The 26,367-nt window shown below is 36.6% G+C and carries 43 protein-coding genes; 41 read left to right on the plus strand and 2 right to left on the minus strand.

Annotated elements, in window-relative coordinates; translation table 11 throughout:
- Positions 1–27: 27 nt before the first annotated feature.
- A complete protein-coding gene (locus ACTHPI_RS08030) occupies positions 28–705 on the minus strand; it encodes a prepilin peptidase (protein ID WP_445353640.1) in 678 nt (225 codons plus the stop codon).
- A gap of 175 nt (positions 706–880) precedes the next feature.
- On the opposite strand from ACTHPI_RS08030, the gene rpsL reads away from it, so the two are divergent.
- From rpsL to rpsI, 38 genes are all read left to right on the plus strand, one after another.
- Positions 881–1,288 carry a 30S ribosomal protein S12 gene (gene rpsL, locus ACTHPI_RS08035; RefSeq protein WP_004045589.1) on the plus strand — a complete coding sequence of 136 codons (408 nt, stop codon included), beginning with the start codon at positions 881–883 and terminating at the stop codon, positions 1,286–1,288.
- 14 nt (positions 1,289–1,302) lie between these two features.
- Positions 1,303–1,773: a 30S ribosomal protein S7 gene (gene rpsG / locus ACTHPI_RS08040; protein WP_144354790.1), complete on the plus strand. Its 471-nt coding sequence runs from the start codon at positions 1,303–1,305 to the stop codon at positions 1,771–1,773.
- Between the two features lie 36 nt (positions 1,774–1,809).
- Positions 1,810–3,900 carry an elongation factor G gene (gene fusA, locus ACTHPI_RS08045; RefSeq protein WP_445353641.1) on the plus strand — a complete coding sequence of 697 codons (2,091 nt, stop codon included), beginning with the start codon at positions 1,810–1,812 and terminating at the stop codon, positions 3,898–3,900.
- Positions 3,901–4,171: 271 nt separating this feature from the next.
- Positions 4,172–4,480, plus strand: coding sequence for a 30S ribosomal protein S10 (gene rpsJ / locus ACTHPI_RS08050; RefSeq protein ID WP_445353642.1), 309 nt, complete (start codon positions 4,172–4,174; stop codon positions 4,478–4,480).
- A gap of 28 nt (positions 4,481–4,508) precedes the next feature.
- The gene (rplC, locus tag ACTHPI_RS08055; RefSeq protein WP_144354793.1) at positions 4,509–5,147 is read left to right on the plus strand and encodes a 50S ribosomal protein L3; all 639 of its coding nucleotides are present in this window, start codon (positions 4,509–4,511) and stop codon (positions 5,145–5,147) included.
- Positions 5,148–5,161: 14 nt separating this feature from the next.
- Complete coding sequence (gene rplD / locus ACTHPI_RS08060) at positions 5,162–5,779, plus strand: 50S ribosomal protein L4 (protein WP_445353643.1); 618 nt, start codon at positions 5,162–5,164, stop codon at positions 5,777–5,779.
- A complete protein-coding gene (gene rplW / locus ACTHPI_RS08065; protein ID WP_144354795.1) occupies positions 5,779–6,084 on the plus strand; it encodes a 50S ribosomal protein L23 in 306 nt (101 codons plus the stop codon). Before rplD ends, rplW begins: the two co-directional genes overlap by 1 nt.
- A 15-nt stretch (positions 6,085–6,099) precedes the next feature.
- Positions 6,100–6,936: a 50S ribosomal protein L2 gene (gene rplB / locus ACTHPI_RS08070; RefSeq protein ID WP_445353644.1), complete on the plus strand. Its 837-nt coding sequence runs from the start codon at positions 6,100–6,102 to the stop codon at positions 6,934–6,936.
- An 18-nt stretch (positions 6,937–6,954) separates the two neighbouring features.
- Positions 6,955–7,236: a 30S ribosomal protein S19 gene (rpsS, locus tag ACTHPI_RS08075; protein ID WP_445353645.1), complete on the plus strand. Its 282-nt coding sequence runs from the start codon at positions 6,955–6,957 to the stop codon at positions 7,234–7,236.
- Between the two features lie 19 nt (positions 7,237–7,255).
- A complete protein-coding gene (rplV, locus tag ACTHPI_RS08080; RefSeq protein WP_144354798.1) occupies positions 7,256–7,609 on the plus strand; it encodes a 50S ribosomal protein L22 in 354 nt (117 codons plus the stop codon).
- A gap of 14 nt (positions 7,610–7,623) precedes the next feature.
- Positions 7,624–8,289, plus strand: coding sequence for a 30S ribosomal protein S3 (gene rpsC / locus ACTHPI_RS08085; protein WP_445353646.1), 666 nt, complete (start codon positions 7,624–7,626; stop codon positions 8,287–8,289).
- Entirely contained in the window at positions 8,289–8,729 is a 441-nt protein-coding gene (rplP, locus tag ACTHPI_RS08090) for a 50S ribosomal protein L16 (RefSeq protein WP_144354800.1), read from the plus strand. Before rpsC ends, rplP begins: the two co-directional genes overlap by 1 nt.
- Positions 8,719–8,916, plus strand: coding sequence for a 50S ribosomal protein L29 (rpmC, locus tag ACTHPI_RS08095; protein WP_008472651.1), 198 nt, complete (start codon positions 8,719–8,721; stop codon positions 8,914–8,916). The genes rplP and rpmC overlap by 11 nt, the downstream gene beginning before the upstream one ends.
- A gap of 18 nt (positions 8,917–8,934) precedes the next feature.
- Positions 8,935–9,201 (plus strand): 30S ribosomal protein S17, encoded by a 267-nt coding sequence (gene rpsQ / locus ACTHPI_RS08100; RefSeq protein ID WP_004045575.1) that lies wholly within the window; start codon positions 8,935–8,937, stop codon positions 9,199–9,201.
- Positions 9,202–9,233: 32 nt separating this feature from the next.
- Positions 9,234–9,602 carry a 50S ribosomal protein L14 gene (gene rplN, locus ACTHPI_RS08105; protein ID WP_090092306.1) on the plus strand — a complete coding sequence of 123 codons (369 nt, stop codon included), beginning with the start codon at positions 9,234–9,236 and terminating at the stop codon, positions 9,600–9,602.
- Positions 9,603–9,621: 19 nt separating this feature from the next.
- A complete protein-coding gene (gene rplX, locus ACTHPI_RS08110; RefSeq protein WP_445353647.1) occupies positions 9,622–9,855 on the plus strand; it encodes a 50S ribosomal protein L24 in 234 nt (77 codons plus the stop codon).
- 17 nt (positions 9,856–9,872) lie between these two features.
- The gene (rplE, locus tag ACTHPI_RS08115) at positions 9,873–10,415 is read left to right on the plus strand and encodes a 50S ribosomal protein L5 (RefSeq protein ID WP_445353648.1); all 543 of its coding nucleotides are present in this window, start codon (positions 9,873–9,875) and stop codon (positions 10,413–10,415) included.
- 12 nt (positions 10,416–10,427) lie between these two features.
- A complete protein-coding gene (locus ACTHPI_RS08120; RefSeq protein ID WP_103660821.1) occupies positions 10,428–10,613 on the plus strand; it encodes a type Z 30S ribosomal protein S14 in 186 nt (61 codons plus the stop codon).
- Between the two features lie 24 nt (positions 10,614–10,637).
- A complete protein-coding gene (gene rpsH, locus ACTHPI_RS08125) occupies positions 10,638–11,036 on the plus strand; it encodes a 30S ribosomal protein S8 (RefSeq protein WP_445353649.1) in 399 nt (132 codons plus the stop codon).
- Between the two features lie 24 nt (positions 11,037–11,060).
- Positions 11,061–11,591 carry a 50S ribosomal protein L6 gene (gene rplF, locus ACTHPI_RS08130; protein ID WP_445353650.1) on the plus strand — a complete coding sequence of 177 codons (531 nt, stop codon included), beginning with the start codon at positions 11,061–11,063 and terminating at the stop codon, positions 11,589–11,591.
- A 23-nt stretch (positions 11,592–11,614) separates the two neighbouring features.
- Entirely contained in the window at positions 11,615–11,974 is a 360-nt protein-coding gene (gene rplR, locus ACTHPI_RS08135) for a 50S ribosomal protein L18 (protein ID WP_445353651.1), read from the plus strand.
- A gap of 16 nt (positions 11,975–11,990) precedes the next feature.
- Complete coding sequence (rpsE, locus tag ACTHPI_RS08140; RefSeq protein ID WP_144354806.1) at positions 11,991–12,500, plus strand: 30S ribosomal protein S5; 510 nt, start codon at positions 11,991–11,993, stop codon at positions 12,498–12,500.
- Between the two features lie 11 nt (positions 12,501–12,511).
- Positions 12,512–12,697: a 50S ribosomal protein L30 gene (rpmD, locus tag ACTHPI_RS08145; protein ID WP_144354807.1), complete on the plus strand. Its 186-nt coding sequence runs from the start codon at positions 12,512–12,514 to the stop codon at positions 12,695–12,697.
- Between the two features lie 25 nt (positions 12,698–12,722).
- Entirely contained in the window at positions 12,723–13,163 is a 441-nt protein-coding gene (rplO, locus tag ACTHPI_RS08150; RefSeq protein WP_445353652.1) for a 50S ribosomal protein L15, read from the plus strand.
- The gene (gene secY, locus ACTHPI_RS08155; protein WP_445353653.1) at positions 13,163–14,458 is read left to right on the plus strand and encodes a preprotein translocase subunit SecY; all 1,296 of its coding nucleotides are present in this window, start codon (positions 13,163–13,165) and stop codon (positions 14,456–14,458) included. The genes rplO and secY overlap by 1 nt, the downstream gene beginning before the upstream one ends.
- Before the next feature lie 10 nt (positions 14,459–14,468).
- Positions 14,469–15,125: an adenylate kinase gene (locus ACTHPI_RS08160; protein ID WP_445353654.1), complete on the plus strand. Its 657-nt coding sequence runs from the start codon at positions 14,469–14,471 to the stop codon at positions 15,123–15,125.
- 71 nt (positions 15,126–15,196) lie between these two features.
- Positions 15,197–15,418 (plus strand): translation initiation factor IF-1, encoded by a 222-nt coding sequence (gene infA, locus ACTHPI_RS08165; protein ID WP_004045559.1) that lies wholly within the window; start codon positions 15,197–15,199, stop codon positions 15,416–15,418.
- 14 nt (positions 15,419–15,432) lie between these two features.
- Entirely contained in the window at positions 15,433–15,549 is a 117-nt protein-coding gene (rpmJ, locus tag ACTHPI_RS08170; protein WP_002878160.1) for a 50S ribosomal protein L36, read from the plus strand.
- Between the two features lie 23 nt (positions 15,550–15,572).
- Complete coding sequence (gene rpsM / locus ACTHPI_RS08175) at positions 15,573–15,923, plus strand: 30S ribosomal protein S13 (protein ID WP_445353655.1); 351 nt, start codon at positions 15,573–15,575, stop codon at positions 15,921–15,923.
- A 22-nt stretch (positions 15,924–15,945) separates the two neighbouring features.
- Entirely contained in the window at positions 15,946–16,329 is a 384-nt protein-coding gene (gene rpsK / locus ACTHPI_RS08180) for a 30S ribosomal protein S11 (RefSeq protein WP_004045557.1), read from the plus strand.
- Between the two features lie 45 nt (positions 16,330–16,374).
- Positions 16,375–17,313 carry a DNA-directed RNA polymerase subunit alpha gene (locus tag ACTHPI_RS08185; RefSeq protein ID WP_445353656.1) on the plus strand — a complete coding sequence of 313 codons (939 nt, stop codon included), beginning with the start codon at positions 16,375–16,377 and terminating at the stop codon, positions 17,311–17,313.
- A 29-nt stretch (positions 17,314–17,342) separates the two neighbouring features.
- The gene (gene rplQ, locus ACTHPI_RS08190; RefSeq protein WP_144354813.1) at positions 17,343–17,726 is read left to right on the plus strand and encodes a 50S ribosomal protein L17; all 384 of its coding nucleotides are present in this window, start codon (positions 17,343–17,345) and stop codon (positions 17,724–17,726) included.
- 181 nt (positions 17,727–17,907) lie between these two features.
- A complete protein-coding gene (locus ACTHPI_RS08195; RefSeq protein WP_445353657.1) occupies positions 17,908–18,759 on the plus strand; it encodes an energy-coupling factor transporter ATPase in 852 nt (283 codons plus the stop codon).
- Positions 18,735–19,580: an energy-coupling factor transporter ATPase gene (locus tag ACTHPI_RS08200; RefSeq protein ID WP_445353658.1), complete on the plus strand. Its 846-nt coding sequence runs from the start codon at positions 18,735–18,737 to the stop codon at positions 19,578–19,580. The genes ACTHPI_RS08195 and ACTHPI_RS08200 overlap by 25 nt, the downstream gene beginning before the upstream one ends.
- Before the next feature lie 4 nt (positions 19,581–19,584).
- Positions 19,585–20,382, plus strand: coding sequence for an energy-coupling factor transporter transmembrane component T family protein (locus tag ACTHPI_RS08205; RefSeq protein WP_445353659.1), 798 nt, complete (start codon positions 19,585–19,587; stop codon positions 20,380–20,382).
- Positions 20,382–21,170, plus strand: a complete 789-nt coding sequence (gene truA / locus ACTHPI_RS08210) for a tRNA pseudouridine(38-40) synthase TruA (RefSeq protein WP_445353660.1) — start codon at positions 20,382–20,384, stop codon at positions 21,168–21,170. The genes ACTHPI_RS08205 and truA overlap by 1 nt, the downstream gene beginning before the upstream one ends.
- Before the next feature lie 104 nt (positions 21,171–21,274).
- The gene (gene rplM, locus ACTHPI_RS08215; protein WP_144354817.1) at positions 21,275–21,718 is read left to right on the plus strand and encodes a 50S ribosomal protein L13; all 444 of its coding nucleotides are present in this window, start codon (positions 21,275–21,277) and stop codon (positions 21,716–21,718) included.
- 11 nt (positions 21,719–21,729) lie between these two features.
- Positions 21,730–22,125, plus strand: a complete 396-nt coding sequence (gene rpsI / locus ACTHPI_RS08220) for a 30S ribosomal protein S9 (protein ID WP_144354818.1) — start codon at positions 21,730–21,732, stop codon at positions 22,123–22,125.
- A gap of 1,130 nt (positions 22,126–23,255) precedes the next feature.
- Here rpsI and ACTHPI_RS08225 read toward each other — a convergent pair.
- Positions 23,256–23,840: a DJ-1 family glyoxalase III gene (locus tag ACTHPI_RS08225; protein ID WP_445353661.1), complete on the minus strand. Its 585-nt coding sequence runs from the start codon at positions 23,838–23,840 to the stop codon at positions 23,256–23,258.
- 69 nt (positions 23,841–23,909) lie between these two features.
- On the opposite strand from ACTHPI_RS08225, the gene ACTHPI_RS08230 reads away from it, so the two are divergent.
- From ACTHPI_RS08230 to ACTHPI_RS08240, 3 genes are read left to right on the plus strand one after another with little or no spacing between them, the layout of a single operon-like run.
- Positions 23,910–24,674, plus strand: coding sequence for a sulfite exporter TauE/SafE family protein (locus ACTHPI_RS08230; protein ID WP_445353662.1), 765 nt, complete (start codon positions 23,910–23,912; stop codon positions 24,672–24,674).
- Between the two features lie 45 nt (positions 24,675–24,719).
- Entirely contained in the window at positions 24,720–25,400 is a 681-nt protein-coding gene (locus ACTHPI_RS08235) for a histidine phosphatase family protein (RefSeq protein ID WP_445353663.1), read from the plus strand.
- A 60-nt stretch (positions 25,401–25,460) separates the two neighbouring features.
- Entirely contained in the window at positions 25,461–26,360 is a 900-nt protein-coding gene (locus tag ACTHPI_RS08240; RefSeq protein WP_445353664.1) for a cation diffusion facilitator family transporter, read from the plus strand.
- Positions 26,361–26,367: the final 7 nt, after the last annotated feature.

Raw genomic sequence — 26,367 nt, forward strand, 5'->3', positions numbered from 1 at the left:
ATGCTCCTATTTGGGAGCATTTTTTGTTTACAATAAAAGTATAATTAAACTTATGAATAGATAAGGAAAAAGTGCAAAAGACTTATTTTTATCTGTTCTTTTTTTATTCAAAAAGTAATAGAGAATGCAAAGTGCACATGCAAGTAAAAATATCTGATTAGCAAATTCAGCATTGAAATAAAATAAAAATATTAAGTATAAAATTAAGTCACCATTGCCAAGTTTGTTTTTATAAACGTAATAGCACAGTAATGAAAGTATAGGAATTGATTGTAAGAAATCTATTTTTGTAAGGAAAGAAAAATTAAATATTGTGACTATAATTGCTGGGATAATGCAAACTGTAGGAAATTCTTGTTTATAATAATCGAATATAGTGCACAATAAAATTGAGAAAATTAAAATTGCAGTAGATAGCCCCTTACTTGTTGAAAAATTACAACTTAAAAATGAAAATCCACCAATTAATTCTATAAAAAATAGCTCTGCAGGAATTTGAGTTTTACAATTAGAACAATGTCCACGAAGAAATAGGTATGAAAATAGAGGAATTTCTTCTAATAAACTTAATTCATTGTTACAAGAATTACATTTTGATCTTTCAAAAATATAATTTGCTTGATTAAAACGCTCATAAATTACATACGAGTGCGAAGCCAAGCAACTCCCAATGAAAAAATTACTAATTAAAAAAATATTATTCATCGACTTACCTCCTTAAAATAAATACGTAAAAAATCAAAAAAATCTTGGAAATGGGTTTGATTTCTGAAAAAAACCGAGTACAATGGTTGTTGTATGTTTTGAACAGTCTTTCCGTGAGTAAAAAGAAACTCCCGGATGTGTGAACAAAATAGATAATTTTAGGAGGAAATTTTTAATGCCAACCATTAACCAATTGGTAAGAAAAGGTCGTCACTCAAAGACGACTAAATCAAAGTCACCAGCTTTGAACTACGGTTACAACAGTATGAAGAAGGAATTAGTATTCAACCCAGCTCCACAAATGCGTGGGGTTGCTACTCGTGTGGGTACTATGACTCCAAAGAAGCCTAACTCAGCTTTACGTAAGTATGCTCGTGTACGTCTTTCAAACTTGATTGAAGTTACTGCATACATTCCAGGTGAAGGCCACAACTTGCAAGAACACTCTGTTGTTTTAATTCGTGGTGGTCGTGTAAAAGACCTTCCTGGTGTACGTTACCACATTATCCGTGGTGCTCTTGACACTGCTGGTGTTGATGGTAGAAAGCAAAGCCGTTCTAAGTACGGTACTAAGAAAGGTTAAGGAGGAGTTAAATAATGCCTAGAAAAGGACATGTAACTAAAAGAGACGTTTTAGCAGATCCAGTTTACAACTCAAAGCTTGTTACTAAGCTCATCAACCACTTAATGCTTGATGGTAAGCGCGCAAAGGCTTCTTCAATCCTTTACGATGCTTTCACTATTGTTAAGGACAAGACTGGCAAAGAACCACTCGATGTTTTTGAAGAAGCAATGAACAATGTTATGCCAGTATTGGAAGTTAGAGCTCGTCGTATCGGTGGTTCAAACTACCAAATCCCAGTAGAAGTTCGTCCAGAAAGAAGAACTACTTTAGGTTTAAGATGGCTTGTTTCATACGCACGTTTACGTAATGAACACACTATGGATGAACGTTTAGCTAACGAAATCATCGATGCATCAAATAACACTGGTTCAGCAGTTAAGAAACGTGAAGATGTTCACCGCATGGCTGAAGCAAACCGTGCATTTGCACACTACCGCTTCTAATTTGTTCTTTTATTTTTTTAAGGAGATTATATATTTATGGCTAATAAGCGTGAATTTCCATTAGAAAAAACACGTAATATCGGTATCATGGCCCACATTGATGCGGGTAAGACTACTACTACTGAACGTATCCTTTACTACACTGGTAAGATCCACAAGATTGGTGAAACTCACGAAGGTGATTCACAAATGGACTGGATGGAAGAAGAAAAGGAACGTGGTATTACTATCACTTCAGCAGCTACTACTGCTCAATGGAAAGATTACAGAATTAACATTATCGATACCCCAGGACACGTTGACTTCACTATCGAAGTAGAACGTTCACTTCGTGTTCTTGATGGTGCTGTAACTGTTCTTGATGCACAAGCTGGTGTTGAACCACAAACTGAAAATGTTTGGCGTCAAGCAGAAACTTACGGTGTTCCTCGTATTGTTTTCATTAACAAGATGGATAAGATCGGTGCTGACTTTGATCACTCAGTTGAAACTCTTCATGAACGTTTGAATGCTAATGCACATGCAGTTCAAATGCCAATCGGTTCAGCTGATACTTTTGAAGGTGTTATCGACTTGATCGACATGGTTGCTGATATCTACGATGAAGATAAGCTTGGTTCTAAGTGGGATACTGTTCCAGTTCCTGATGAATACAAAGAAGAAGCACAAAAGCGTCGTGGTGAATTAATTGAAGCTGTTGCTGACGTTGATGACGACATTATGGAAAAATACCTTGGCGGTGAAGAAATTTCTAATGAAGAATTGAAGGCTGCTATCCGTAAGGCAACTATCAACTTAGACTTCTTCCCAGTATTTGCTGGTTCAGCATTCAAGAACAAGGGTGTTCAAATGATGCTTGATGGTGTTATTGACTACTTGCCATCACCATTAGACGTTAAGCCATATGTTGCTCATGATCCAAAGACCGGTGATGAAGTAGAACTTAAGGCTAACGACAAAGATCCATTTGCAGCTTTAGCATTTAAGATTGCTACTGACCCATTCGTTGGTCGTTTGACTTTCATTCGTGTTTACACTGGTTCACTTCAATCAGGTTCATATGTATTGAACGCTTCAAAGGATACTCGTGAACGTGTTGGTCGTTTGCTTCAAATGCACGCTAACTCAAGAACTGAAATTTCAGAAGTATTCTCAGGTGATATTGCTGGTGCTATTGGTTTGAAGAACACTACTACTGGTGATTCATTAACTGATCCTAAGCGTCCACTTATTTTGGAAAGTTTGGAAATTCCAGACCCAGTTATCCAAGTTTCAATTGAACCTAAGTCAAAGGCTGACCGTGACAAGCTTGATGTTGCTCTTCAAAAGCTTACTGAAGAAGATCCAACTTTCAAGGCTGAAACTAATGCCGAAACTGGTCAAACTTTAATTGCTGGTATGGGTGAATTGCACCTTCAAATCATGGTTGAACGTATGAAGCGTGAATTCCACGTTGAAGCAACTATTGGTGAACCACAAGTAGCTTACCGTGAAACATTCACTAAGGAAGCTAAGGCTCAAGGTAAGTTCGTTCGTCAATCTGGTGGTAAGGGTCAATACGGTGACGTATGGATTGACTTTACTCCAAATGAAGAAGGTAAAGGTTACGAATTTGAAGACGCTATCGTTGGTGGTGTTGTTCCTCGTGAATTTATTCCTTCAGTTGACGCTGGACTTCAAGAAGCTATGAAGAATGGTGTTCTTGCAGGTTACCCATTGATCGACGTTAAGGCTAAGCTTTATGATGGTAGTTACCACGAAGTCGACTCATCAGAAGCTGCCTTCAAGGTTGCTGCTTCACTTGCATTGAAGAACGCTGCTTCTAAGGCTGGTGCTGTAGTTCTTGAACCAATTATGAAGGTTCAAGTAATTACTCCAGAAGAATACTTAGGTGACGTTATGGGTTCAGTTACTGCACGTCGTGGTACTATGGATGGTATGGAAGATCGTTCAGGTGCTAAGGTATTGAACGCTATGGTTCCACTTTCTGAAATGTTTGGTTACGCAACTACTTTGCGTTCATCAACTCAAGGTCGTGGTACTTTCACTATGGTATTTGACCACTACTCACCAACTCCTAAGTCAATTCAAGATGAAATTATTAAGAAGCGCGGTGGCGAAGCTTAATATTATTAATTAAAAAGATTGTCGGTTTAGCCGGCAATCTTTTTTTGCAAAAAAATCAGAAAAATAGATTAACCCCCTTGATATTTGCGGCTGTAGCAAGTACAATAGTCTTTGTGCATTTGAGGGTTAAATAAGTACCCTAATGCTTAATTTGTTGTAAAGCGTTGACGTAAAAGGTTGCGGCACGCCAGGCTGCATTGCCACAGAGGCGTGCGGGGAATTTTTGCCGAGCTAGTCATCTTATTAAAGAAGACGTTAAGGAGGTAATTTAATGGCAAGTCAATCAATTCGTATTAGACTTAAGTCATACGAACATGGTATTCTCGATGAATCAGCTGCTAAGATCGTAGCTACTGCAAAGAGAACTGGTGCAGAAATTTCAGGTCCAGTTCCTCTTCCAACAGAAAGAACTTTGTTTACTGTTCTTCGTTCACCACACCAGAACAAGGACTCACGTGAACAATTTGAAATGCGTACTCACAAGCGTTTGATCGACATTTTGAATCCAACACCTAAGACTGTTGATTCATTAATGAAACTTGATCTTCCAAGTGGCGTAGACATCGAAATTAAATTATAATAACTAAAAAATAGAAAGAGGTGTAATCATGACCAAAGGAATCTTAGGAAGAAAAGTTGGTATGACTCAAATCTTTACTAAAGATGGTATCCTTGTTCCTGTAACTGTTGTTGAAGCAACTCCTAACGTTGTTATGCAAGTTAAGACTGTTGAATCAGACGGTTACGAAGCAGTTCAATTAGGTTACCAAGATAAGCGTGAAGTTTTGAGCAACAAGCCAGAACAAGGTCATGCTGCAAAGGCAAAGACTTCACCTAAGCGCTTCATTCGAGAAATTCGCGGTGTTGAGCTTAAGGACTATGAAGTCGGCTCAGAAGTTACTGTGGATACATTTAAGGAAGGTGACGTTGTAGACGTTACTGGTACTACTAGAGGTCATGGATACCAAGGTAACATTAAGCGTTGGGGTCAATCCAGAGGTCCAGAAACTCACGGTTCAAGATACCACAGAATTCCTGGTTCAATGGGTTCAATCATTAACCGTGTGCCTAAGGGCAAGCGTTTGCCAGGTCACATGGGCGTTAAGACAGTTACTATTGAAAACTTAGTAATTGAAAAAGTTGTAGCAGATAAAAATGTATTAATGATTAAGGGTAACGTTCCAGGTGCCAAGAACTCATTAATCACTGTTAAGTCTGCTTCAAAGGCTGTTAAAGCTGATAAATAGGAAGGAGGACTAGAATGGCTAATTTAAAGGTTATCGATCAAAACGGTAAGGAATCTGGTGAAGTTACTTTAAACGATAAAGTATTTGCTATTGAACCTAACGAAAGCGTAATTTTTGACGCAATCATTAGACAAAGAGCAGGTAAGCGTCAAGGTACTTCAAAGGTTAAGAATAGATCTGCTGTTCGCGGCGGTGGTAAGAAGCCTTGGAGACAAAAGGGTACTGGTCGTGCTCGTCAAGGTTCTATCAGATCTCCACAATGGCGTGGCGGTGGTGTTGTATTTGGTCCAACTCCACGTTCATACGCATACAGTATGCCAAGAAAGCAACGTCGTTTGGCTATTAAGTCAGTTCTTTCCCAAAAGTTGATTGATGAAGATTTAATTGTTTTAGATAAGTTGACTATGTCAGCACCTAAGACTAAGGAAATTGTATCAATGTTAAACAGCTTGAAGGTTGAAGGTAAGGTTTTAGTTGTTTCTGATGACGAAAACGTAAAGCTTTCTGCAAGAAACTTGGCTAATGTTAAGGTTGTTCCAGTTAACGGTTTGAATGTTGAAGACGCAGTTAACTACGAAAAGTTAATCTTAACTCAAGATGCTGTAAAGAAGATTGAGGAGGTATTGGCTTAATGGACGCACGCGATATCATTTTAAGACCTGTCATTACTGAAAAGTCAACGAACTTAATGGATGATAAGAAGTACACTTTTGACGTGCTCTTAACTGCTACCAAGACTCAAGTTCGCAACGCTGTTGAAGAAATCTTTGATGTTAAGGTCAAGAGCGTAAACATCATGAATGTTCGCGGTAAGGACAAGCGTGTTGGTCGTTACACTGGTAAGACTGCTCGCCGTAGAAAGGCAATCGTTGCTTTAACTGACGATTCAAACGACATCAAGATTTTCCAAGACGAAACTAAAGAAGACAACAAGTAATAGGAGGTCAGTCAATTGGCTATTAAGATTTACAAGCCAACCACAAACGGTCGCCGTAATATGACTTCTTCCGACTTTGCTGAGATTACTAAGAGCAAGCCAGAACGTACCTTGCTTGAATCACAATCACATACTGCAGGTCGTAACTCATATGGTCACATTACTAGTAGACACCGTGGTGGTGGTCACAAGCAAAAGTACCGTATCATTGATTTCAAGCGTAACAAGGACAACGCAAAGGCAGTTGTAAAGGCAATCGAATACGATCCAAATAGAACTGCAAACATTGCATTGCTTCACTACACTGATGGTATTAAGGCTTACATTTTAGCACCTAAGGGCTTAAAGGTTGGTACTGTAATCGAATCTGGTGAAGCTGTAGATATCAAGCCAGGTAATGCAATGCTTTTGAAGAACATCCCAGCTGGTACTTCAATTCACAATATCGAATTAAGACCAGGTAAGGGTGGCCAACTTGTTAGAAGTGCTGGTACTAGTGCACAAGTTTTGGGTCAAGATGGCAACTACACTTTGGTAAGATTACAAAGTGGTGAAGTTCGTAAGATTTTATCAACTTGCCGTGCAACTATTGGTGTAGTTGGTAACGAACAACATTCATTGATTCAATTAGGTAAAGCTGGTCGTAGTCGTTGGTTAGGTAGACGTCCTCAATCACGTGGTTCTGTAATGAACCCTAACGATCACCCACATGGTGGTGGTGAAGGTAAAGCTCCTGTTGGTCGTCCACAACCTATGACTCCATGGGGTAAGAAGTCTCGTGGTATTAAGACTAGAAACACCAAGAAGGCTAGTGAAAAGTTAATTATTCGTCACCGTAAGGGTAGCAAGTAATAGAAGGAGGGTTAATTAATGAGCCGTAGTATTAAAAAAGGTCCATTTGCTGATGCATCTTTATTAAAGAAGGTTGATGCACAACAAAACGCAGATAAGAAGCAAGTTATTAAGACTTGGTCACGTCGTTCAACTATTTTCCCTTCTTTTGTTGGTTTGACTATAGCTGTTTACGATGGTAGAAAGCATGTCCCAGTTTATGTTACTGAAGACATGGTTGGTCACAAATTAGGTGAATTTGTTCCAACTAGAACTTTCCACGGACATAAAGCCGCTGATGATAAGGCTACAGCAAAATAGAGGAAGGAGAAACATCTAAATGGCAGAACAAATTAGTTCAGCTAGAGCTGAAGCAAGAACTGTTCGTATCGCTGCAAGAAAAGCACGTTTAGTCGTTGACTTAATTCGTGGCAAGAGCGTTGCTGAAGCGTTAGCAATCTTGGAATTTACGCCTAGAGCTGCTTCCCCAATCGTTGAAAAGGTTTTGCGTTCAGCTATTGCTAATGCAGAACACAACTACGATCTTGAAAGTGCTAATCTTTACGTTTCAGAAGCTTACGTAAACGAAGGTGCAACTTTGAAGAGATTCCGTCCACGTGCTAAGGGTATGGCTTCTCCAATTAACAAGAGAACCAGCCATGTGGTTGTAGTAGTTTCAGAAAAGAACGATTAAAGGGAGGTATATTAATGGGTCAAAAGATTAACCCAAATGGTTTTCGTCTCGGCGTAATCCGTGATTGGGAATCAAAATGGTATGCTGACAGAGGATACAAAGAAACATTAAATGAAGACCTTCGTATTAGAAAGTTCATTTCAAATAAATTGAAGGATGCCTCTGTTTCTACTGTAGAAATTGAACGTGCAGCTAACAGAATTAACATTTCAATTCATACTTCAAAGCCAGGTATGGTTATTGGTAAAGGTGGTTCTGAAGTTGAAGCTTTAAGAAAGCAATTAAATGCTTTAACTAATAAGCAAGTTCACATCAATATTGTTGAAATTAAGAAGCCAGATCTTGATGCTAAGTTAGTTGCTGACAGCATTGCTCGTCAACTTGAAGCTCGTATTGCATTTAGACGTGCTATGCGTCAAGCTACTCAAAGATCTATGCGTGCTGGTGCCAAGGGTATTAAGGTTCAAACTTCAGGTCGTTTGAACGGTGCCGACATGGCTAGAAGAGAATGGCACACAGAAGGACGTGTTCCATTACAAACTTTAAGAGCTGACATTGATTATGCTTGGGTTAACGCATTCACTACTTATGGTGAAATTGGTGTTCAAGTATGGATCAACCGTGGTGAAGTATTACCTACTAAGAATACTTCAAAGCCAGCGAAGGGAGGAAATAAGTAATGCCTTTAGTACCAAAGCGAGTAAAACACCGTCGTGAATTCCGTGGTAAGATGCGTGGTGCTGCTAAAGGTGGTAAGACTATTGCCTTTGGTGAATATGGATTACAAGCTCTCGAATCCCACTGGATTACTAACCGTCAAATCGAAGCTGCCCGTGTTGCAATGACTCGTTACATGAAGCGTGGCGGTAAGGTTTGGATCAGAATTTTCCCTCAAAAGTCATACACTGCTAAAGGTGTAGGTGTACGTATGGGTTCTGGTAAAGGTGCACCAGCTGGTTGGGTAGCTGTAGTTAAGAGAGAAAAGATTTTGTTTGAAATTGGTGGCGTTTCTGAAGAAGTTGCTCGTGAAGCTTTAAGACTTGCTTCAACTAAGTTGCCAATCAAGACTAAGTTTGTGACTAGAAGTTCGGAAGTAGGTGGCAATTCTAATGAAGGCTAAAGATATCAGAGCATTAACCACTGATCAAATGTTAGAAAAGGAAAAGCAATACAAAGAAGAACTTTTTAATTTGCGTTTCCAACAAGCAACGGGTCAATTAGAAAATACCGCTCGCTTGAGCAAAGTCCGCAAGAATATCGCAAGAATTAAGACTATTCTTAGCGAAAAAGCGTTAGAAGAAAATTAGTGGAAGGGAGCTATTAACTTGAGCGAATCAAACGAAAGAAATCGTCGTCACGTATATCAAGGACGTGTAGTTTCTGATAAGATGGATAAGACAATTACTGTTGTCGTAGACACTTACAAGAACCACCCTGTTTACAATAAGCGTATTAAGTACTCAAAGAAGTACTATGCACAAGACGAAAATAATGAAGCTAAAGTTGGCGATACTGTTCGTATCATGGAAACCCGTCCATTATCTCGTACAAAGCGCTTCCGTTTAGTTAAGATTGTTAAGAAATCTGTTTAATTTTGCGGATTTAGTGAGGGGAGGATTATACAGTGATTCAAAACGAATCTCGTTTAAAGGTTGCTGATAACTCTGGTGCCAGAGAACTTTTAGTTATTAGAGTCTTAGGTGGTTCAAAGCGTAAGACTGGTAACATTGGTGACATTGTTGTAGCCACTGTTAAACAAGCAACACCAGGTGGCGTTGTCAAAAAGGGTGACGTCGTAAAAGCTGTCATTGTCAGAACAAAATCAGGCGCACGTCGTGAAGATGGTTCATACATCAAGTTCGACGAAAATGCTGGCGTAGTTATTAATGCAGATAAGAGCCCACGCGGTACTCGTATCTTTGGGCCAGTTGCACGTGAGTTACGTGAGCACGACTTTATGAAGATCGTCTCTCTTGCTCCTGAAGTCTTATAATTGTTAGTGAGGTGCACTGATGTTTGTTAAAACTGGTGACAAGGTAAAAGTTATTGCCGGAAAAGATAAAGGTAAAGAAGGTATTGTTCTTTCAGTTAACGTTAAAAAGAACCGTGTAGTTGTTAAGGGCGTTAATATGATTAAGAAACACCAAAAGCCTTCACAAACCAACGCAAATGGTGGAGTAGTTGAATCTGAAGGTTCAATTCACGCATCAAACGTTAAGGTTATTTCAAAGGCAGAAAGTAAGTAATAGAGGGGAGGACACACATGGCAAGTTATTTAGCTCAAGAATACAAAGAAAAGGTTATGCCTGCATTAGAAGAAAAGTTTAATTACAAGTCTGTAATGCAAGTACCAAAGATTGATAAAATCGTATTGAACATGGGTGTTGGTGATGCTGTTTCCAACGCTAAGAATTTAGATGAAGCAGTTGAAGAATTAACTTTGATTTCAGGTCAAAAGCCAATGATTACTAAGGCTAAGAAATCAATCGCTAACTTCCGTTTACGTGAAGGTATGTCTATCGGTGCTAAGGTAACCCTTAGAGGTGATAGAATGTACGATTTCTTGTACAAGTTAATCAATGTTTCTCTTCCACGTGTTCGTGACTTCCGCGGTGTTTCATCTCGTTCATTTGATGGTCGTGGTAATTACACTTTAGGTATCAAGGAACAATTGATTTTCCCAGAAATCGACTTCGATAAGGTAAACCGTACTAGAGGTTTAGATGTTGTTATTGTTACTACTGCCAACACTGATGAAGAAGCTCGTGAACTTTTAGGTCAATTTGGTATGCCTTTTGCAAAGTAATGGAGGACATTAATGGCTAAAACATCACAAAAAATTAGAAATCATCGTCCTGCTAAGTTCTCTTCACGCGAATATACACGTTGCGAGAGATGTGGTCGTCCACACTCCGTATACCGTAAATTCGGTTTATGCCGTATTTGCTTAAAGGAATTAGCACACAAGGGTCAAATCCCTGGTCTTAAAAAGGCTAGTTGGTAGTATACGGTTAGGAGGATAGCATAAATGGTCATGACAGATCCGATCGCAGATTACTTGACTAGAATCAGAAATGCTAACATGGCAAAGCACGATTCAGTTGAAATTCCTGCATCAAACATGAAGAAATCTATTTCAGAAATTTTGAAGAATGAAGGTTTCATTCGCGATTATGAAGTTGCAGATGATAACAAGCAAGGTATCATCAAAGTTTTCTTGAAATATGGTCCAAACGGAGAACGTGTCATTTCAGGCTTAAAGCGTATTTCTAAGCCAGGTCTTAGAAACTACGTAAGTGCTGAAGACTTACCTAAAGTTCTTAATGGTTTAGGTATTGCCATCGTTTCTACTTCTGCTGGTGTTATTACCGATAAAGAAGCTAGACAAAAGAACGTTGGCGGCGAAGTTATCGCTTACGTTTGGTAATTCTGACAGAAAGGAGAACAATCAATGAGCCGTATCGGTTTAAAGACTATTGAAGTCCCTGACAGTGTCACTGTTACCAAGGAAGGCGACAACATTACTGTTAAGGGTCCTAAAGGTGAATTAACTAGATATTTCGATCCAAAGATTACTTTTAATCAAGAAGATGGTCAAATTAACTTTACTCGTTCAAGTGAAAGTGATAAAGCACTTCACGGTACTGAAAGAGCTAACTTGGCTTCTATGATCGAAGGTGTAGTTGATGGCTACAAGAAGACTTTGAAGTTAATCGGTGTTGGTTACCGTGCACAAGCTCAAGGTAACAAATTAACTTTGAATGTTGGTTATTCACACCCAGTTGTAATGACCGCTCCTGAAGGTGTTTCAGTAAAGGCAACTTCAGCAACTGATATTGAAGTTGAAGGTATTTCAAAGCAAGCTGTTGGTCAATTTGCAGCTGAAATCCGCGATGTACGTCCACCAGAACCTTATAAGGGTAAAGGTATTCGTTACACTGACGAATATGTACGTCGTAAGGAAGGTAAGACTGGTAAGTAATAGTTAATTTTTGAGGTGAAATTGTGATTTCTAAACCAGATAAAAACAAATTACGCTTAAAGCGTCATAAACGTATTCGTGGTAAGATTTCTGGTACTGCTGAGCGCCCACGCTTAAGTATTTTTCGTTCTAACAAAAACATCTACGCTCAATTAATTGATGACGTAGCGGGTGTAACGCTTGCAAGTGCCTCAACTTTGGATAAGTCTGTATCTGAAGACGCAAACAAAGTGGATCAAGCTGCAGCTGTAGGTAAAGCAATTGCTGAAGCAGCTAAGGCTAAGAACATTACAAACGTTGTATTTGATAGAAGTGGTTACTTATACCACGGCCGTATTTCAGCTTTGGCAGATGCCGCACGTGAAAACGGATTAGATTTCTAGGAAAGGAGAATAACACATGGCAAACCGCAACGATTCTCGTAATAATCGTAGAAACAAGGACGATATCGAAGATCAATTAGTAGCAATCAATCGTGTCACCAAGGTTGTTAAAGGTGGACAACGTATGAGATTTGCTGCTTTGGTAGTCGTTGGTGATAAAAAGGGTCGTGTAGGCTTTGGTACCGGTAAGGCACAAGAAGTTCCTGAAGCAATCCGTAAGGCTGTTGAAGCTGGTAAAAAGAATATGATCAACGTTCCTAAGGTTGGTACTACTATTCCTCACGAAGTAATTGGTCACTACGGTTCAGGTAACATTTTATTGAAGCCTGCTGAAGCTGGTTCTGGTGTTGCTGCTGGTGGTGCTGTACGTATCGTTATGGATATGGCTGGTATTGCAGACGTAACTTCAAAGTCACTTGGCTCAAACACTCCAATCAACGTTGTTCGTGCAACTATTGACGGTTTAAAGAAGCTTAGAACTAGCGAAGAAGTTAATAAGCTTCGCCAAGTAAAGAGCGCAGATTAGGGAGATTTTAGATGACTGATTTAAAAGTTACTTTAATTAGAAGTGTTGCCCACCGTCTTCCAAACCAAAGAAAAGTTGTTAAAGCCCTTGGTTTGGGTAGAGTAAGCAGTACAGTTGTTCTTCCAGATAACGCTGCTACACGTGGTGCATTAATGAAAATTGCTCACTTAATCTCAGTTGAAGAGATTAATAAATAAGAATTATCAAGGAGGTGCCGATTTAATGAAGCTTCATGAATTACATGCTGCTGAAGGTTCACGTCGCGCTAGAAAGCGTGTTGGTCGTGGTACTTCAAGTGGTTACGGTAAAACTTCTGGTCGTGGTCAAAAGGGTCAATTAGCTCGTCAAGGTGGCCATACTCGTTTAGGTTTTGAAGGTGGTCAAATGCCATTATTCAGAACTATGCCTAAGCGTGGTTTTAAGAACGTTAACCGTAAGGAATACGCAATTATTAATTTAGATGACTTAAACAAGTTTGAAGATGGCAGTGAAGTAACTGTTAAAACTCTTAAGGAAAATGGCTTGGTAAATAAAGAATTATCAGGTGTTAAGTTACTTGCTAACGGTGAATTAAAGACTAAGGTAACTGTAAAGGTTAACAAAGTTTCAGCAGCTGCTAAAGAAGCAGTTGAAGCCGCTGGCGGAACTGTTGAGGTGATCTAATGTTTTCGACCTTGAAGAACGCCTTTAAGGATAAAGAAATCAGAAATAAAATCTGGTTTACTCTATTTATTCTTTTGCTATATCGCATCGGTGCTAATATTACAGTTCCAGGTGTTAATGCGAAGGCGATCACTCAAGTTGCGCAAACAGGTTTGGTCCCAATGTTGGATACCGTATCTGGTGGTGGACTAGACAACTATTCAATTTTTTCATTAGGTGTTTCTCCATATATTACTGCACAAATTGTTATTCAATTATTGCAGATGGACATTGTTCCTACGCTGGTTGAATGGGGAAAACAAGGTGAAGTTGGTAGACGTAAAACCAATCAAGTAACCCGATGGTTAGCATTGGTTGTTGCTTTTGTACAAAGTATTGGTATTACTCTCGGATTTAACGCTTTAACTCAAATGGGTTTAGTTAAGAATCAAACTCCACAAACCTATATTGAAATTGCTATTATTATGACTGCCGGTACAATGTTACTTACTTGGCTTGGTGATGAAATTACCGATAAAGGTTTAGGTAATGGAGTATCAGTAATTATTTTTGCAGGTATTATTGCAAGATTACCTGCGGGTTTATGGCAAATTTATAAAGAAGAAATTATTAATAATAGTGCTAGTGATCGTTGGCAAGGTATTTTGTTCTTCGTGGGAGTAATCATAGCAATCCTTATAGTAACGCAACTTGTTACATGGGTTGAACAAGCTACACGTCGCATTCCAATTCAATATACAAGAAGAGCGACAGTTAGTGGTTCAGAAAGTTTTCTACCATTAAAGGTTAATGTTTCTGGAGTTATTCCGGTAATTTTTGCCAGTTCATTTATTATTACACCAGCAACAATCTTAATGGCCTTTCAAAGAAGTCATGGCGATCAACAATGGTTTAAAGTGTTAACTAACATCTTTAGCTTGCAAACAACTCCTGGAGTAATTATTTATACGCTTTTAATTATATTATTTACTTTCTTCTATGCTTTTGTTCAGGTTAACCCTGAGAAGCTAGCAGAAAACTTACAAAAACAAGGCGCATATATTCCTAGTGTTTGGCCAGGTAAAGATACTCAGAATTATATTTCAAAAATGTTAATGAAATTATCAACTGTTGGTTCAGTTTTCTTAGGTTTAGTTGCACTTTTACCACAGTTGGCTACTAACTTCTGGAACTTACCAAGTTCTATAGGGTTAGGAGGAACTAGTCTATTAATTGTAATAGGTGTAGTTCTTGAATTATCTCGTCAAATTAACGGATTGTTAATGAAGAGAGAATATGTTGGATTCATCAGATAGGAACGTAAAAATGATTAACTTAATTCTTTTAGGTTTGCCAGGTGCTGGTAAAGGTACAGCATCAGAGCGAATTGTTGATAAATATCACTTAACTCATATTTCAACTGGGGATATGTTTAGGGAAGCAATGGCTAATGAGACCAAAGTTGGTCTTGAAGCTAAAAGTTATATCGACAAGGGTAATTTAGTACCAGATGAAGTTACTGCAAAGCTGGTTGAGGAGCGTTTAAGTCAACCTGATATTAAAGAAGGTTTTATCTTAGATGGTTTTCCTAGAACAACTGTACAAGCAGAACTCTTAGAAGGTATTACTAAACGTCTTAACAAGCCATTAACTAATGTTATTTCACTTGAAGTAGATGAACAAACTTTGATTGACCGTTTGTCAGCAAGATACATGTGTAAAAATTGTGGAGCTACTTATAACAAGATTTCTAAGAAGCCAAAAGTAGAAGGTACTTGTGATCGTTGTGGTAGTCATGAATTTTATCAACGTGAAGATGACAAACCAGAAGTAGTTAAGAATCGTCTTGAAGTTAATGAAAAGATGAATGCACCTTTGAAGGACTTTTATAAAGAAAAAGGTTTGCTTACTGTAATTAATGGTGAACAAACTCCAGAAAAAGTCTTTGAAGATATTGATGCGGTATTAAGTAAGAACAAGTAATTAATACTTGTATATTTACTATTCCGTGTTATAATTTCAAAGTATGACTGTTTAATTGCGGAGGAACAACTTTGGCAAAAGATGATGTCATTGAAGTAGAAGGTAAGGTAGTAGATACCTTACCTAATGCTATGTTTAAAGTTGAATTGGAAAATGGAGCAATTATTTTAGCACATGTTTCCGGTAAGATTAGAATGCACTATATTCGTATTTTACCTGGAGACCGTGTTACTGTGGAATTGTCTCCATACGATTTAACTAAAGGTAGAATTACGTATCGGTTTATAAAGTAATAACGGAGGTAAACATGAAGGTTAGACCATCTGTTAAACCAATGTGTGAACATTGTAAAGTTATTAAGAGACATGGCCGTGTTATGGTTATTTGCCCAGCAAATCCAAAGCACAAGCAACGTCAAGGTTAAAAATAAAATAGGAGGTGCAATTTATGGCACGTATTGCTGGTGTTGACTTACCAAGAGACAAAAGAGTTGTTGTTGCATTAACATACATTTTTGGTATTGGTGAACCAACAGCTAAGAAGATCTGTGCAGCTGCAGGTGTTTCTGAAGACATTCGTTCAAAGGATTTAACTCCAGAAGATCAAGAAAAGCTTCGTTCAGAAGTTGATAAATACCGTGTTGAAGGTGACTTGCGTCGTGAAATCAGCATGAACATTAAACGTTTAGTTGATATTGGCTCATACCGTGGTATGCGTCACCGCCGTGGACTTCCAGTTCGTGGTCAAAACACTAAGAACAATGCTCGTACTCGTAAGGGTACTAAGAGAAATCGTTAATAAGTTATAGGGAGGTTTATTGATGCCTAAAACAGCACGTAAGCGTCGTGTGAAGAAGCATGTCGAAAGCGGCGTTGCTCATATTCATTCTACGTTTAATAATACTTTAGTCATGATTACTGACGTTCAAGGTAATGCAGTTGCTTGGTCATCAGCTGGTGCATTGGGCTTTAAGGGTAGCCGTAAGTCTACTCCATTTGCAGCTCAAATGGCAGCTGAAGCAGCAGCTAAGAGTGCAATGGACCAAGGCATGAAACATGTTGAAGTTTCTGTTAAAGGTCCTGGTGCTGGTCGTGAATCTGCTATTAGATCACTTCAAGCAACTGGTCTTGAAATTACTGCAATTCGTGACGTTACGCCAGTTCCCCACAATGGTTCCAGACCACCAAAACGTCGTCGTGTTTAATTTTGTCCTTCATATGGGACATTGCGTTTTGAAAGGGGCCTAGTAATGATTGAATTTGAAAAACCAAATATTACCGTTGTTGAACAAGAAAATTCTTACGGTAAGTTTGTTGTTGAACCACTTGAACGAGGCTTTGGTACAACTTTAGGTAATTCTTTACGTAGAGTTTTATTGACTTCGATTCCGGGTACAGGACTTGTTTACGTTCAAATTGATGGCGTTTTACACGAGTTCGCAACAGTTCCTGGCGTTAGAGAAGATGTAACCAAGATTATTCTTAATTTGAAGAAGCTTGAATTAAAGTCTTTTTCAGATGAACAAAAGGTTATTGAGTTGGACGTAGAAGGTCCTGCCACTGTAACTGCTGATGATCTTAAAGTTGATGCGGATGTTCAAGTTTTGAATCCTGATCAATATATCTGTACCATTGCTGAAGGTGGACACTTGCATATGCAAATTGCTGTTAAAAATGGCCGCGGTTATGTTCCTGCAAGTGACAATAAGAGTGAAGACATGCCAATTGGTGTTATTCCAGTTGATTCTCTTTTCTCACCAATTAAGAAAGTTAATTACCAAGTTGAATCAACTCGTGTTGGTAAGAGAGATGACTTTGACAAGCTCACTTTAGAGATTTGGACTGATGGTTCAATCAACCCTAATGACGCCCTCAGTTTTGCTGCTAAAATTTTAGTAGAACACTTTAAGGTGTTTGAATCTGCTGACGCAAATGCTAAGTTCAGCGAAGTAATGGTGGAAAAAGAAGACGATAAGAAAGAGAAGAAGCTTGAAATGACAATTGAAGAGCTTGATCTTTCAGTTCGTTCATATAACTGCCTAAAGCGTGCAGGTATTAATACTTTGCAAGAGTTAACTGATAAGACTGAAGCAGATATGATGCGTGTACGTAACTTGGGACGTAAATCATTGGAAGAAGTTAAGAACAAATTAGCAGACTTAGGACTTTCACTTCGTCAAGAAGATTAACTAAGTAGGCAAATAAAGGAGGCAAACTCATGGCATACCGTAAATTAGGTCGCGATAGTGCACATAGAAAAGCAATGCTTAGAGAAATGACTACTCAATTGATCATTAACGAACGCATTGTTACTACTGAAGCACGTGCCAAAGAAATTCGTAAGACAGCCGAAAAAATGATTACCTTAGGTAAGCGTGGCGATTTAGCTGCTAGAAGAAAGGCTGCTGCATTTGTACGTGATGAAATTGCTGATGTTAAGGAAGAAAAAGATGCAGTTGTTGTTAAATCAGCATTGCAAAAGCTTTTCAGCGATATTGCACCTCGTTACAAGGATCGTAATGGTGGTTACACCAGAATTATGAAGTTAGCATTAGCTCGTAAAGGTGATGCTGCTCCAATGGTTATTCTTGAATTAGTTTAATTGAAAGAATAACAAAAAACTTAATAGCTATTAAGAATTATCCATGAAAGTGAGAATAAGCGCGATGATGATGGCGAAAGCTTAGTCTAGCTTAGATGATGAAAAATCATCCCTCTTCATGGGTGATTTTTTTTTACGCAATTTTTGGTACAATAAAATATATTTCAAGGTGGTGGATAAAATGTCTAACAAAAATATAATTCAGTTACATAATGTAACTTTCACTTATCCAGATAGCAGTAAACCAGCTATAGATAATATAAATTTAAATATTCAAAAGGACTCTTGGACTACAATCATTGGACACAATGGTAGTGGTAAATCTACGATTACTAGATTAATTAATGGATTATTAATTCCAGATGACAATAATGATACTTATATTGAAGTTGATGGAATAAAACTAACTAAAAATACAGTTTGGAATATTAGAGATAAAGTAGGTATAGTTTTCCAAAATCCTGATAATCAATTTGTAGGAGCCACTGTAGCTGATGATGTTGCTTTTGGACTTGAAAACAGAGGAGTTCCACATGCTAAAATGCTAAAAATCGTTCCTAAAGCAATAAAAGAGGTTGGTATGTCTAATTATACTAATTCAGAGCCATCGACTCTGTCAGGTGGTCAAAAGCAGCGTGTAGCGATAGCTGGAATTTTAGCAGTAAAACCAAAAATAATTATTTTAGATGAATCAACTTCAATGTTAGATCCAGAAGGCAGAAATCAAATATTAAGCATCATTCAAAAAATGAAGACACAAAATGATTTAACTGTAATTTCGATTACTCATGATGTTAATGAGGCTTTAATGGCAGATCAAGTTGTAATTTTGAATGATGGAAAGCTTGTTGCTCAGAATAAACCGAATATTATTTTTACAAAAAGTAAACTTTTAAATGAATTAGGATTAGATATCCCTTTTGTATTCAAACTCAAACAAAGATTGTTAGAAAATAATATTCCAATTCCTAATACTGTGAAATCTGAGAAAGATCTGGTGAAATATTTATGTCAATTAAATTTAGCAAAGTAAATTATATATATGCACTTGGTTCACCCCTTGAAAAAAGAGGATTAAATGATGTAAGTTTTGAATTAACAGAAGGAAATTTTATAGCAATTATTGGACATACTGGTAGTGGTAAATCTACCTTAATGCAACATTTTAATGCATTACTTAAGCCAACCAGTGGAAAAATTTCTATTGCTGGATATAATATTGATAATCAGACTTCAAACAAGCATTTAAAAAAGCTGCGGAAGCATGTAAGTTTAGTTTTTCAATTTCCAGAAGCACAGTTATTTGAAAATACTGTTATTGATGATATTTCATTTGGACCTAAAAATTTTGGCTATAGTGAAGAAGAAGCAATTAATTTAGCCAAAAAGTGGCTTAAAAAAGTAGGATTGCCAGAGGATATTTCTCAAAAATCACCCTTTGATTTATCTGGCGGCCAAATGCGGCGAGTAGCAATTGCAGGTGTTATGGCTTATGAACCAGATATTCTATGTCTAGATGAGCCAGCTGCGGGCTTAGATCCTCAAGCTAAAGAGCAAATGATGAAATTATTTAAAGAGTATCAACAAGAAGGTCATACTGTTATTTTAGTTACTCATAATATGGACGATGTAGCAGAATATGCGGATGATGTGTTAGTAATGGAAAATGGAAACTTGATAAAACATGCCAGTCCTGATAAAGTTTTTGAAGATAATGACTGGCTTCAAAAACATCAAGTCCTAAAACCAACCGCAGCAACTTTTGCTGATAAATTATCTAATTTTACTTTTGATAAAAAGCCGTTAACTTTAGATAAGTTAGTTACAGATATTTCTAAAAATTTAAAGAGGTGATAACGTGAGTAAAATTTTAATAGGTAGATATATTCCAGGAGATTCAATTATTTATAAAATGGATCCTAGGGGAAAATTATTAGCCTGTATTGCTTTTATTTTTGTAATTTTCTTGGCTAATAATTGGATTACATATGCGATTATCACGTTATTTAGCTTGTTTGCTGTATTTGAAACTAAATTAAAGCTCAAAGTATTTTGGAATGGAATTAAACCGTTAGTTTGGTTGATTTTATTTACATCTTTATTGCAGCTTTTGTTTACCACTGGTGGGCATGTGTATTGGAAATGGTTAATATTTACAATTTCTAGCTTTGGAATTATAAATGCAATCTATATTTTTATTAGGTTTACATTAATTATATTAATTTCAACAGTTTTAACTGTAACAACAATGCCATTAGAAATAGCTGATGCTATGGAATGGATTCTTACACCTTTAAAATATTTAAAAGTACCAGTTGATAAAATTGCTTTAGTAATGTCAATTGCCTTAAGATTTGTGCCAACTCTTTTTGATGAAACCGTAAAAATCATGAATGCACAGCGTTCGCGTGGAGCTGACTTTAATGATGGGGGATTAATAAAAAGAGCAAAAGCTATTGCACCACTTCTAGTTCCGCTATTTATAAGTTCTTTACAAACTGCAGTAGACTTAGCAACGGCTATGGAATCTCGTGGTTATCGCGGCAGTGAAGGTAGAACGAAATTTAGAATTTTAAAATGGTCAAAGTATGATTTATATTGTTTAGGATATTTTGTATTATTAGTAGGATTATTATTAATTTTTAGGATGAGATAATGACAACAAGATATAAAATGACGATGGCTTACGATGGCCATCTTTTTCATGGCTTTCAAATGCAGCCAAATCAAAGAACAGTTCAAGGTACAGTTGAAGAAGCTCTTAGTAAAATGACTAAGGGAAAACGAGTAATTGTTGAAGGATCAGGTAGAACAGATGCTGGAGTTCATGCAATTGGACAGGTAATTCATTTTGATTATCCAGGCAAACAAATTCCAGCTGAAAAAATGATTTTGGCATTAAATTCTATGATGCCGCTTGATATTGTCTTTAAAGATTGTGAAATAGTAGAAGAAGATTTCCATGTTCGCTATTCTGCTAAAGGAAAGTGGTATCGCTATCGAGTTAGTCAAGATCGGTTTGTTGATCCATTTAGACGTTTTTATACTGGACATTTTCCTTATCCATTAGATATAAATAAAATGCAAAAAGCAGCTCAAGATCTAATCGGGACACATGATTTTACTAGTTTTGCAGCTAGTGGAGGACAGATTGTAAATAAAGTTAGAACGATGTACTATGTTAATGTGCAAGAAGATAAAGAAAATAATGAAATTATTTTTGATTTTATTTGTTCTGGCTTTTTGTATAATATGGTTAGGATTTTAGTCGGTACTTTACTTGAAATTGGTAATGGTAAAAGACCTGTAGATGATTTTCCAAGAGTGATAAAAGCTAAGAATCGTGAAGAAGTTCGTGAAACAGCTCAAGCAAATGGATTGTATCTTTACCATGTTTTTTATGAAGAATTACCAAATAAATACCGTCAGGATCGTGATTTATAATTGACATTTTGGGCAAAAGGACGTACTCTAGTATAGTATGTTTGTCCACGATAGGCCCCGGAAACTTATTGTTTTCAAACTGCAAATAAACGGAGGAATTTACATTGCGTACAACACCATTAGCTAAATCTAGCGAAATTGAACGTAAGTGGTACATTATTGATGCAGAAGGCGTATCATTAGGTCGTCTTTCAACTGCTGTAGCCACTATTTTAAGAGGTAAGAACAAGCCTCAATATACACCAAATGTTGACACTGGTGATAATGTAATTGTCATCAATGCTTCAAAGATTAAGTTGACTGGTAAGAAGGCTACTGACAAGATCCATTACCACCACTCATCATGGCGTGGTGGCTTAAAGGCTGTTTCATACGGCGAGTTGCTTGCTAATAACCCAGTTAAGATGGTTGAAATTTCAGTAAAAGGTATGCTTCCAAAGAATACTCTTGGTCACCAAGAATTCATGAAGATGCATGTTTATGCTGATGCTGATCACAAGCATGAAGCACAAAAGCCTGAAAAGTTAGACATTAACAAATTAATCTAGGAGGTTAAATAATGGCACAACAAGCTGCATACGCAGGTACTGGTCGCCGCAAGGATTCAGTTGCGCGCGTTCGTTTAGTACCAGGTAACGGTAAGATCACTGTTAACAATAAAGATGTTGATCAATACATTCCATTCCCTAACTTGGTTAAGGACTTGAAGCAACCTTTAACATTAACTGAAACTGAAGGTCAATACGACGTAGTTGTTAATGTTAACGGTGGTGGCTTCTCTGGCCAAGCTGGTGCAATCCGTCACGGTATTGCTCGTGCACTTCTTGAAGTAGACCCAGATTTCCGTGGTCCACTTAAGAAGGCAGGTTTCTTAACTCGTGACCCAAGAATGAAGGAAAGAAAGAAGCCAGGTTTGAAGAAAGCCCGCAAAGCTTCTCAATTCTCAAAGCGTTAATCATCAGATTTTACGTTTATACAAAAAAGCGTTCCAAACAGGGACGCTTTTTTATTTTCTTAATTAAAAAAATTCAGTATTTACAGATTTCTCAAAAAGCAACATTTAAATGTTAAAATAATGCAAAAATCATTTAATACAAAGTAAACATTTTATTTACCATTTTACTTTTAATATAACTAATATCGTGGTATAGTAAAAGATGTAAGAGCTTACTAGCATTGATTCTAGAATCAGTTTTATTATTAAAAAATAACTTCGATGAAAAACGTAAGAGTTCGAATTAAAGCTATTTTTTACACTATATTCATAGTGTTCTTAATATATAGAAGGGAGGTCTTAAAAAAAGACCAAATGGCCTTTTTCGATCTCGAGTGAAAATTCGTAGATTACTTTGCAATATTATTCCGAACGTTGCGATATTTTTTATGTTTACCGCAAGACTGATACCCACTTAAGTCTTAAAGGAATTATTATTTGTAGCATTTACAATCCTGAGATATCCTTATAACATTTATACCCCTATCTTTACTCCATACTTATTTTAGGATTGGTATTATACTTAAAGCAATTTAAATCTTGATAACTCCTTCTCATATTAAGTATTTGCTTAAAAAATTCGAACAGCTTATTTTGCTATAAATAATAATCAATTAATTAAATCAAAAAATTCAGATTAAGGATATTTTACTTGTTAGGATTTAGCTTTAGACGTTGATGATTATGAAGGCTATTATTCCACTTACAGAAGCTTATTTAATTTTATCAGCAGAATTGGCTTATAATGTTTGACATGAAATGTTATCCGATCCGTAAAAGCTAATACCAATTAATGTTTGACCCCGATTTTAAACTAGCAATTAAGAATATTATTACATTATTCCTCCTTCAGTTCGATTGTTAGTTAAAAATTATGACGACGAAAAACTGCTTAAAATTCCTATACTTGATAATTAAAGCTAAATTTTTGAATGAACTTAATTTTGAAAGGCTTTTGAATTTAATTACATAAATAAACGCAAAAAATTGAAAAATTAAAGATCGACATGTTTCTGAGGTCAAGAAGTTCCAACTTCTTGACTTTTTTATATAAAAAATAAGCGAAGAGATATTCTTCGCTTATAATTTTTTTAAAGGCTATCTTGAATATTTTGAGCTAGATAATCATATAGCATACCTTTTTTAAGCTCACTAGTATCTACTCCTAAAGCCTCCGCAATTGCATAAGCATATGCCCACGCAGTAGCGGGACCACGACTAGTAATAACTTTATGTTTTGTATCAGTAACCGTAATGGTTTCTTTAAAATGGCTAGTAGGAGAATCTTTTTGAATTTCTGCTTCAAAACCTGGATAGCAAGTGTAATTTGCATCGTCTAAAACGCCATATCGACCTAAAGCAATAGGAGCAGCACACATTGCCGCATCCCATTTACCTTCTTGATGACGCTTAACCATTAAATCACGCAATTTTTTATTATCACGTAAATTAATTGCGCCAGTCTTTCCTCCAGGAAAAGCAACTAAGTCGTAATCTAATAAACTGTTATCAACTACTTTATCACAAGTTAATTTGATTTTGTGATCGCCCATTACGTCTTTGCTGGTAAGACCAACCATATCAGTTTTAACATTAAGACGACGTAAAACATCAACTACGCTAAGTCCTTCAACTTCTTCACAACCATCTGCGAAAACTACAGCAACTTTTGTCATAAAATCTTCCTTTCTGTATCAATTACCTTTATTATAAACTTATGACTAGAACTTTTTAGAAAGAATTTGATGATTTTAATGGGAACATTTATATTTTTAATTGTAGCTGGGATTTTAGCAGGAATTGTATCAGCAGTTGCAAGTATGGCTTCACTTATTTCTTACCCTGCTCTTCTTATTGTGGGAGTGCCACCAGTAACTGCAAATATCACCAATACTGCTTCCCTTATTTTTACTGGAGCAGGTAGCGCAATGTCTTCTCTTAAAGATTTGCGAGGGCATTGGTTAGAGACAGCTAAGTATTCTGTTTTTATTTTAATTGGAGCCTTAGGAGGAAGCTTACTTTTATTAAGATTTCCAGGTACTGTTTTTGAAAAGTTAGTTCCATTTTTTGTCTTGTTTTCAGCGGGAATGCTGTTATTGAGTGGGAGTAAGAAATTTTTTGATTTATCAAAAAATCGTTCTAAAAAAGGAACCCTTGGTGCATATTTAGGTTTAATAGTAGCAGGTGTTTATACAGGGTATTTTGGTGCTGCTGCGGGAGTTTTAATGCTAATATTTTTAACTTATATTAGCAATGATAATTTTGTGGTTATCAATGCCATGAAAAATATTATTGGTTCCTTGGGTAATTTAGTAGCATTAATTGTTTTCATTTTTGGTTCAAAAATTATGTGGTCAATGGTTGTTCCGATGGCAATAGGCTTATTTATTGGGGGATTTTTAGGACAAAAGAGTATTCACTATCTTTCTGCAAAAACAGTTAGATGGATTACGGCAGGATTTTCAGTAATTTTGGCAAGTTATTTGTTTTATACGGCTTATATCCTTTAAATCTGCTAAAATATACATAATCATAAAAAAGAAGGGAAGTTGCATATGTCAACAGAAGTTTATTTAGTTCGTCACGGTGAAACAATGTTTAATCAGCTGAATAAGGTTCAAGGATGGTGTGATTCCCCATTAACTGTTAAGGGAATCGATGATTTAAAAAGAACAGCTAATGCTTTAGCACAAGTACACTTTGATAATATGTATTCGTCAGATTTAAAACGTGCTATTGATACTGTTCACTTAATGAAAAACGCTAACTTAGTATCAAAAATTGGAAAAATTAAAAAACTACCAGAATTTCGTGAGGTGTTTTTTGGTAGTTTTGAAGGAGATGATATTAATGAAACGTGGGACCAAGTTGCGGTAGCTGCTGGAATAGGTCATGAAGATGACGTTCGTAATATCATTAATACTGTTGGAATCTATAATTTCCGTGAAGCCACCAAAAAAGCGGACCCACGACATTTAGCAGAAAACAAAGAAGAACTAGATGATAGGATGGTTCGAGCTATTGAAGTGTTGCATGAATTAACCAAAAATGAAAAAAGAGTTTTATTGGTTTCACATGGAGACTTTATTAAAACTTTATCCATAAAATATTGGAATAAGAGTGACGGTTTGCATGATATTCCATTTCCAGATAATGGTAGTGTAACTCGTGGACTACTTCATGATGATGGTAAGTTTGAAATTATTGATTATAATATGAATGCTGAAAATTTATAAAGCCGTGCTGAAAAGGCATGGCCTTTTTTGGTAGACTATAATTTGAAAGGAAAAGTGATAATGAATAATAAAGATAATACAACTGGGAGATATGTTTTTGTAACTTTATTAAATGTAATTATTACTGTTGCAGAATTTGTTGGTGGAATTGTATCAGGTTCATTGGCATTGCTATCTGATGCAGTGCATAATTTAAGTGATGTAGGAGCAATTGTCTTATCTTTTGTTGCCCATTTAATTAGTCGTAAGAGTCGTAACACTAATAAAACTTTCGGTTATCAAAGAGCAGAAACATTAGCCGCTTTTACTAATGGTGTGATTTTAATTGTTATCAGTCTATTATTATTTGTAGAAGCAATTCAGCGGTTTTGGCAGCCAGAACATATTAAAGGCGGAATTATGTTAATAGTATCTGCTATTGGACTTGCTGCAAACTTTATTTCGATGTTTGCAATGCATAAAGATGCAAAGAATAATCTTAATGTACGTTCAACTTTTGTTCATATGTTAAGTGATGCCCTTTCAAGCGTAGCAGTTGTAATTGGAGCAATTTTTATTTATTTCTGGAATGTTACCTGGCTCGATCCAGTACTTACAATGTTGGTTTCACTTTTTGTATTGTATGAAGCATATGAAATTACAATGAAAGCAGCAAATGTTTTAATGGAGTCTAATCCTAATATTGATTTGAATGAAATTAATAAAATTGTACTTTCTTATCCAGAAGTTAAAAATATTCATCATGTGCATGTTTGGCGTTACAGTGATGATTATATTATGCTAGATGCACATGTTAATGTTAGTAAAGATTTGAAGGCAGTTCAATTTGAAAAGTTGACTGAAGAAATAGCTCAACAATTAAAAAAGAAGTTGGATATTAATCATGTAAATTTACAACCGGAATGTGAACGAGGAAGAAATGACAAAATGATTGTTCCCGGTCCCGGTAAAGAAAATTAGGAGATAC

The organism is Lactobacillus sp. PSON, from assembly GCF_052615405.1.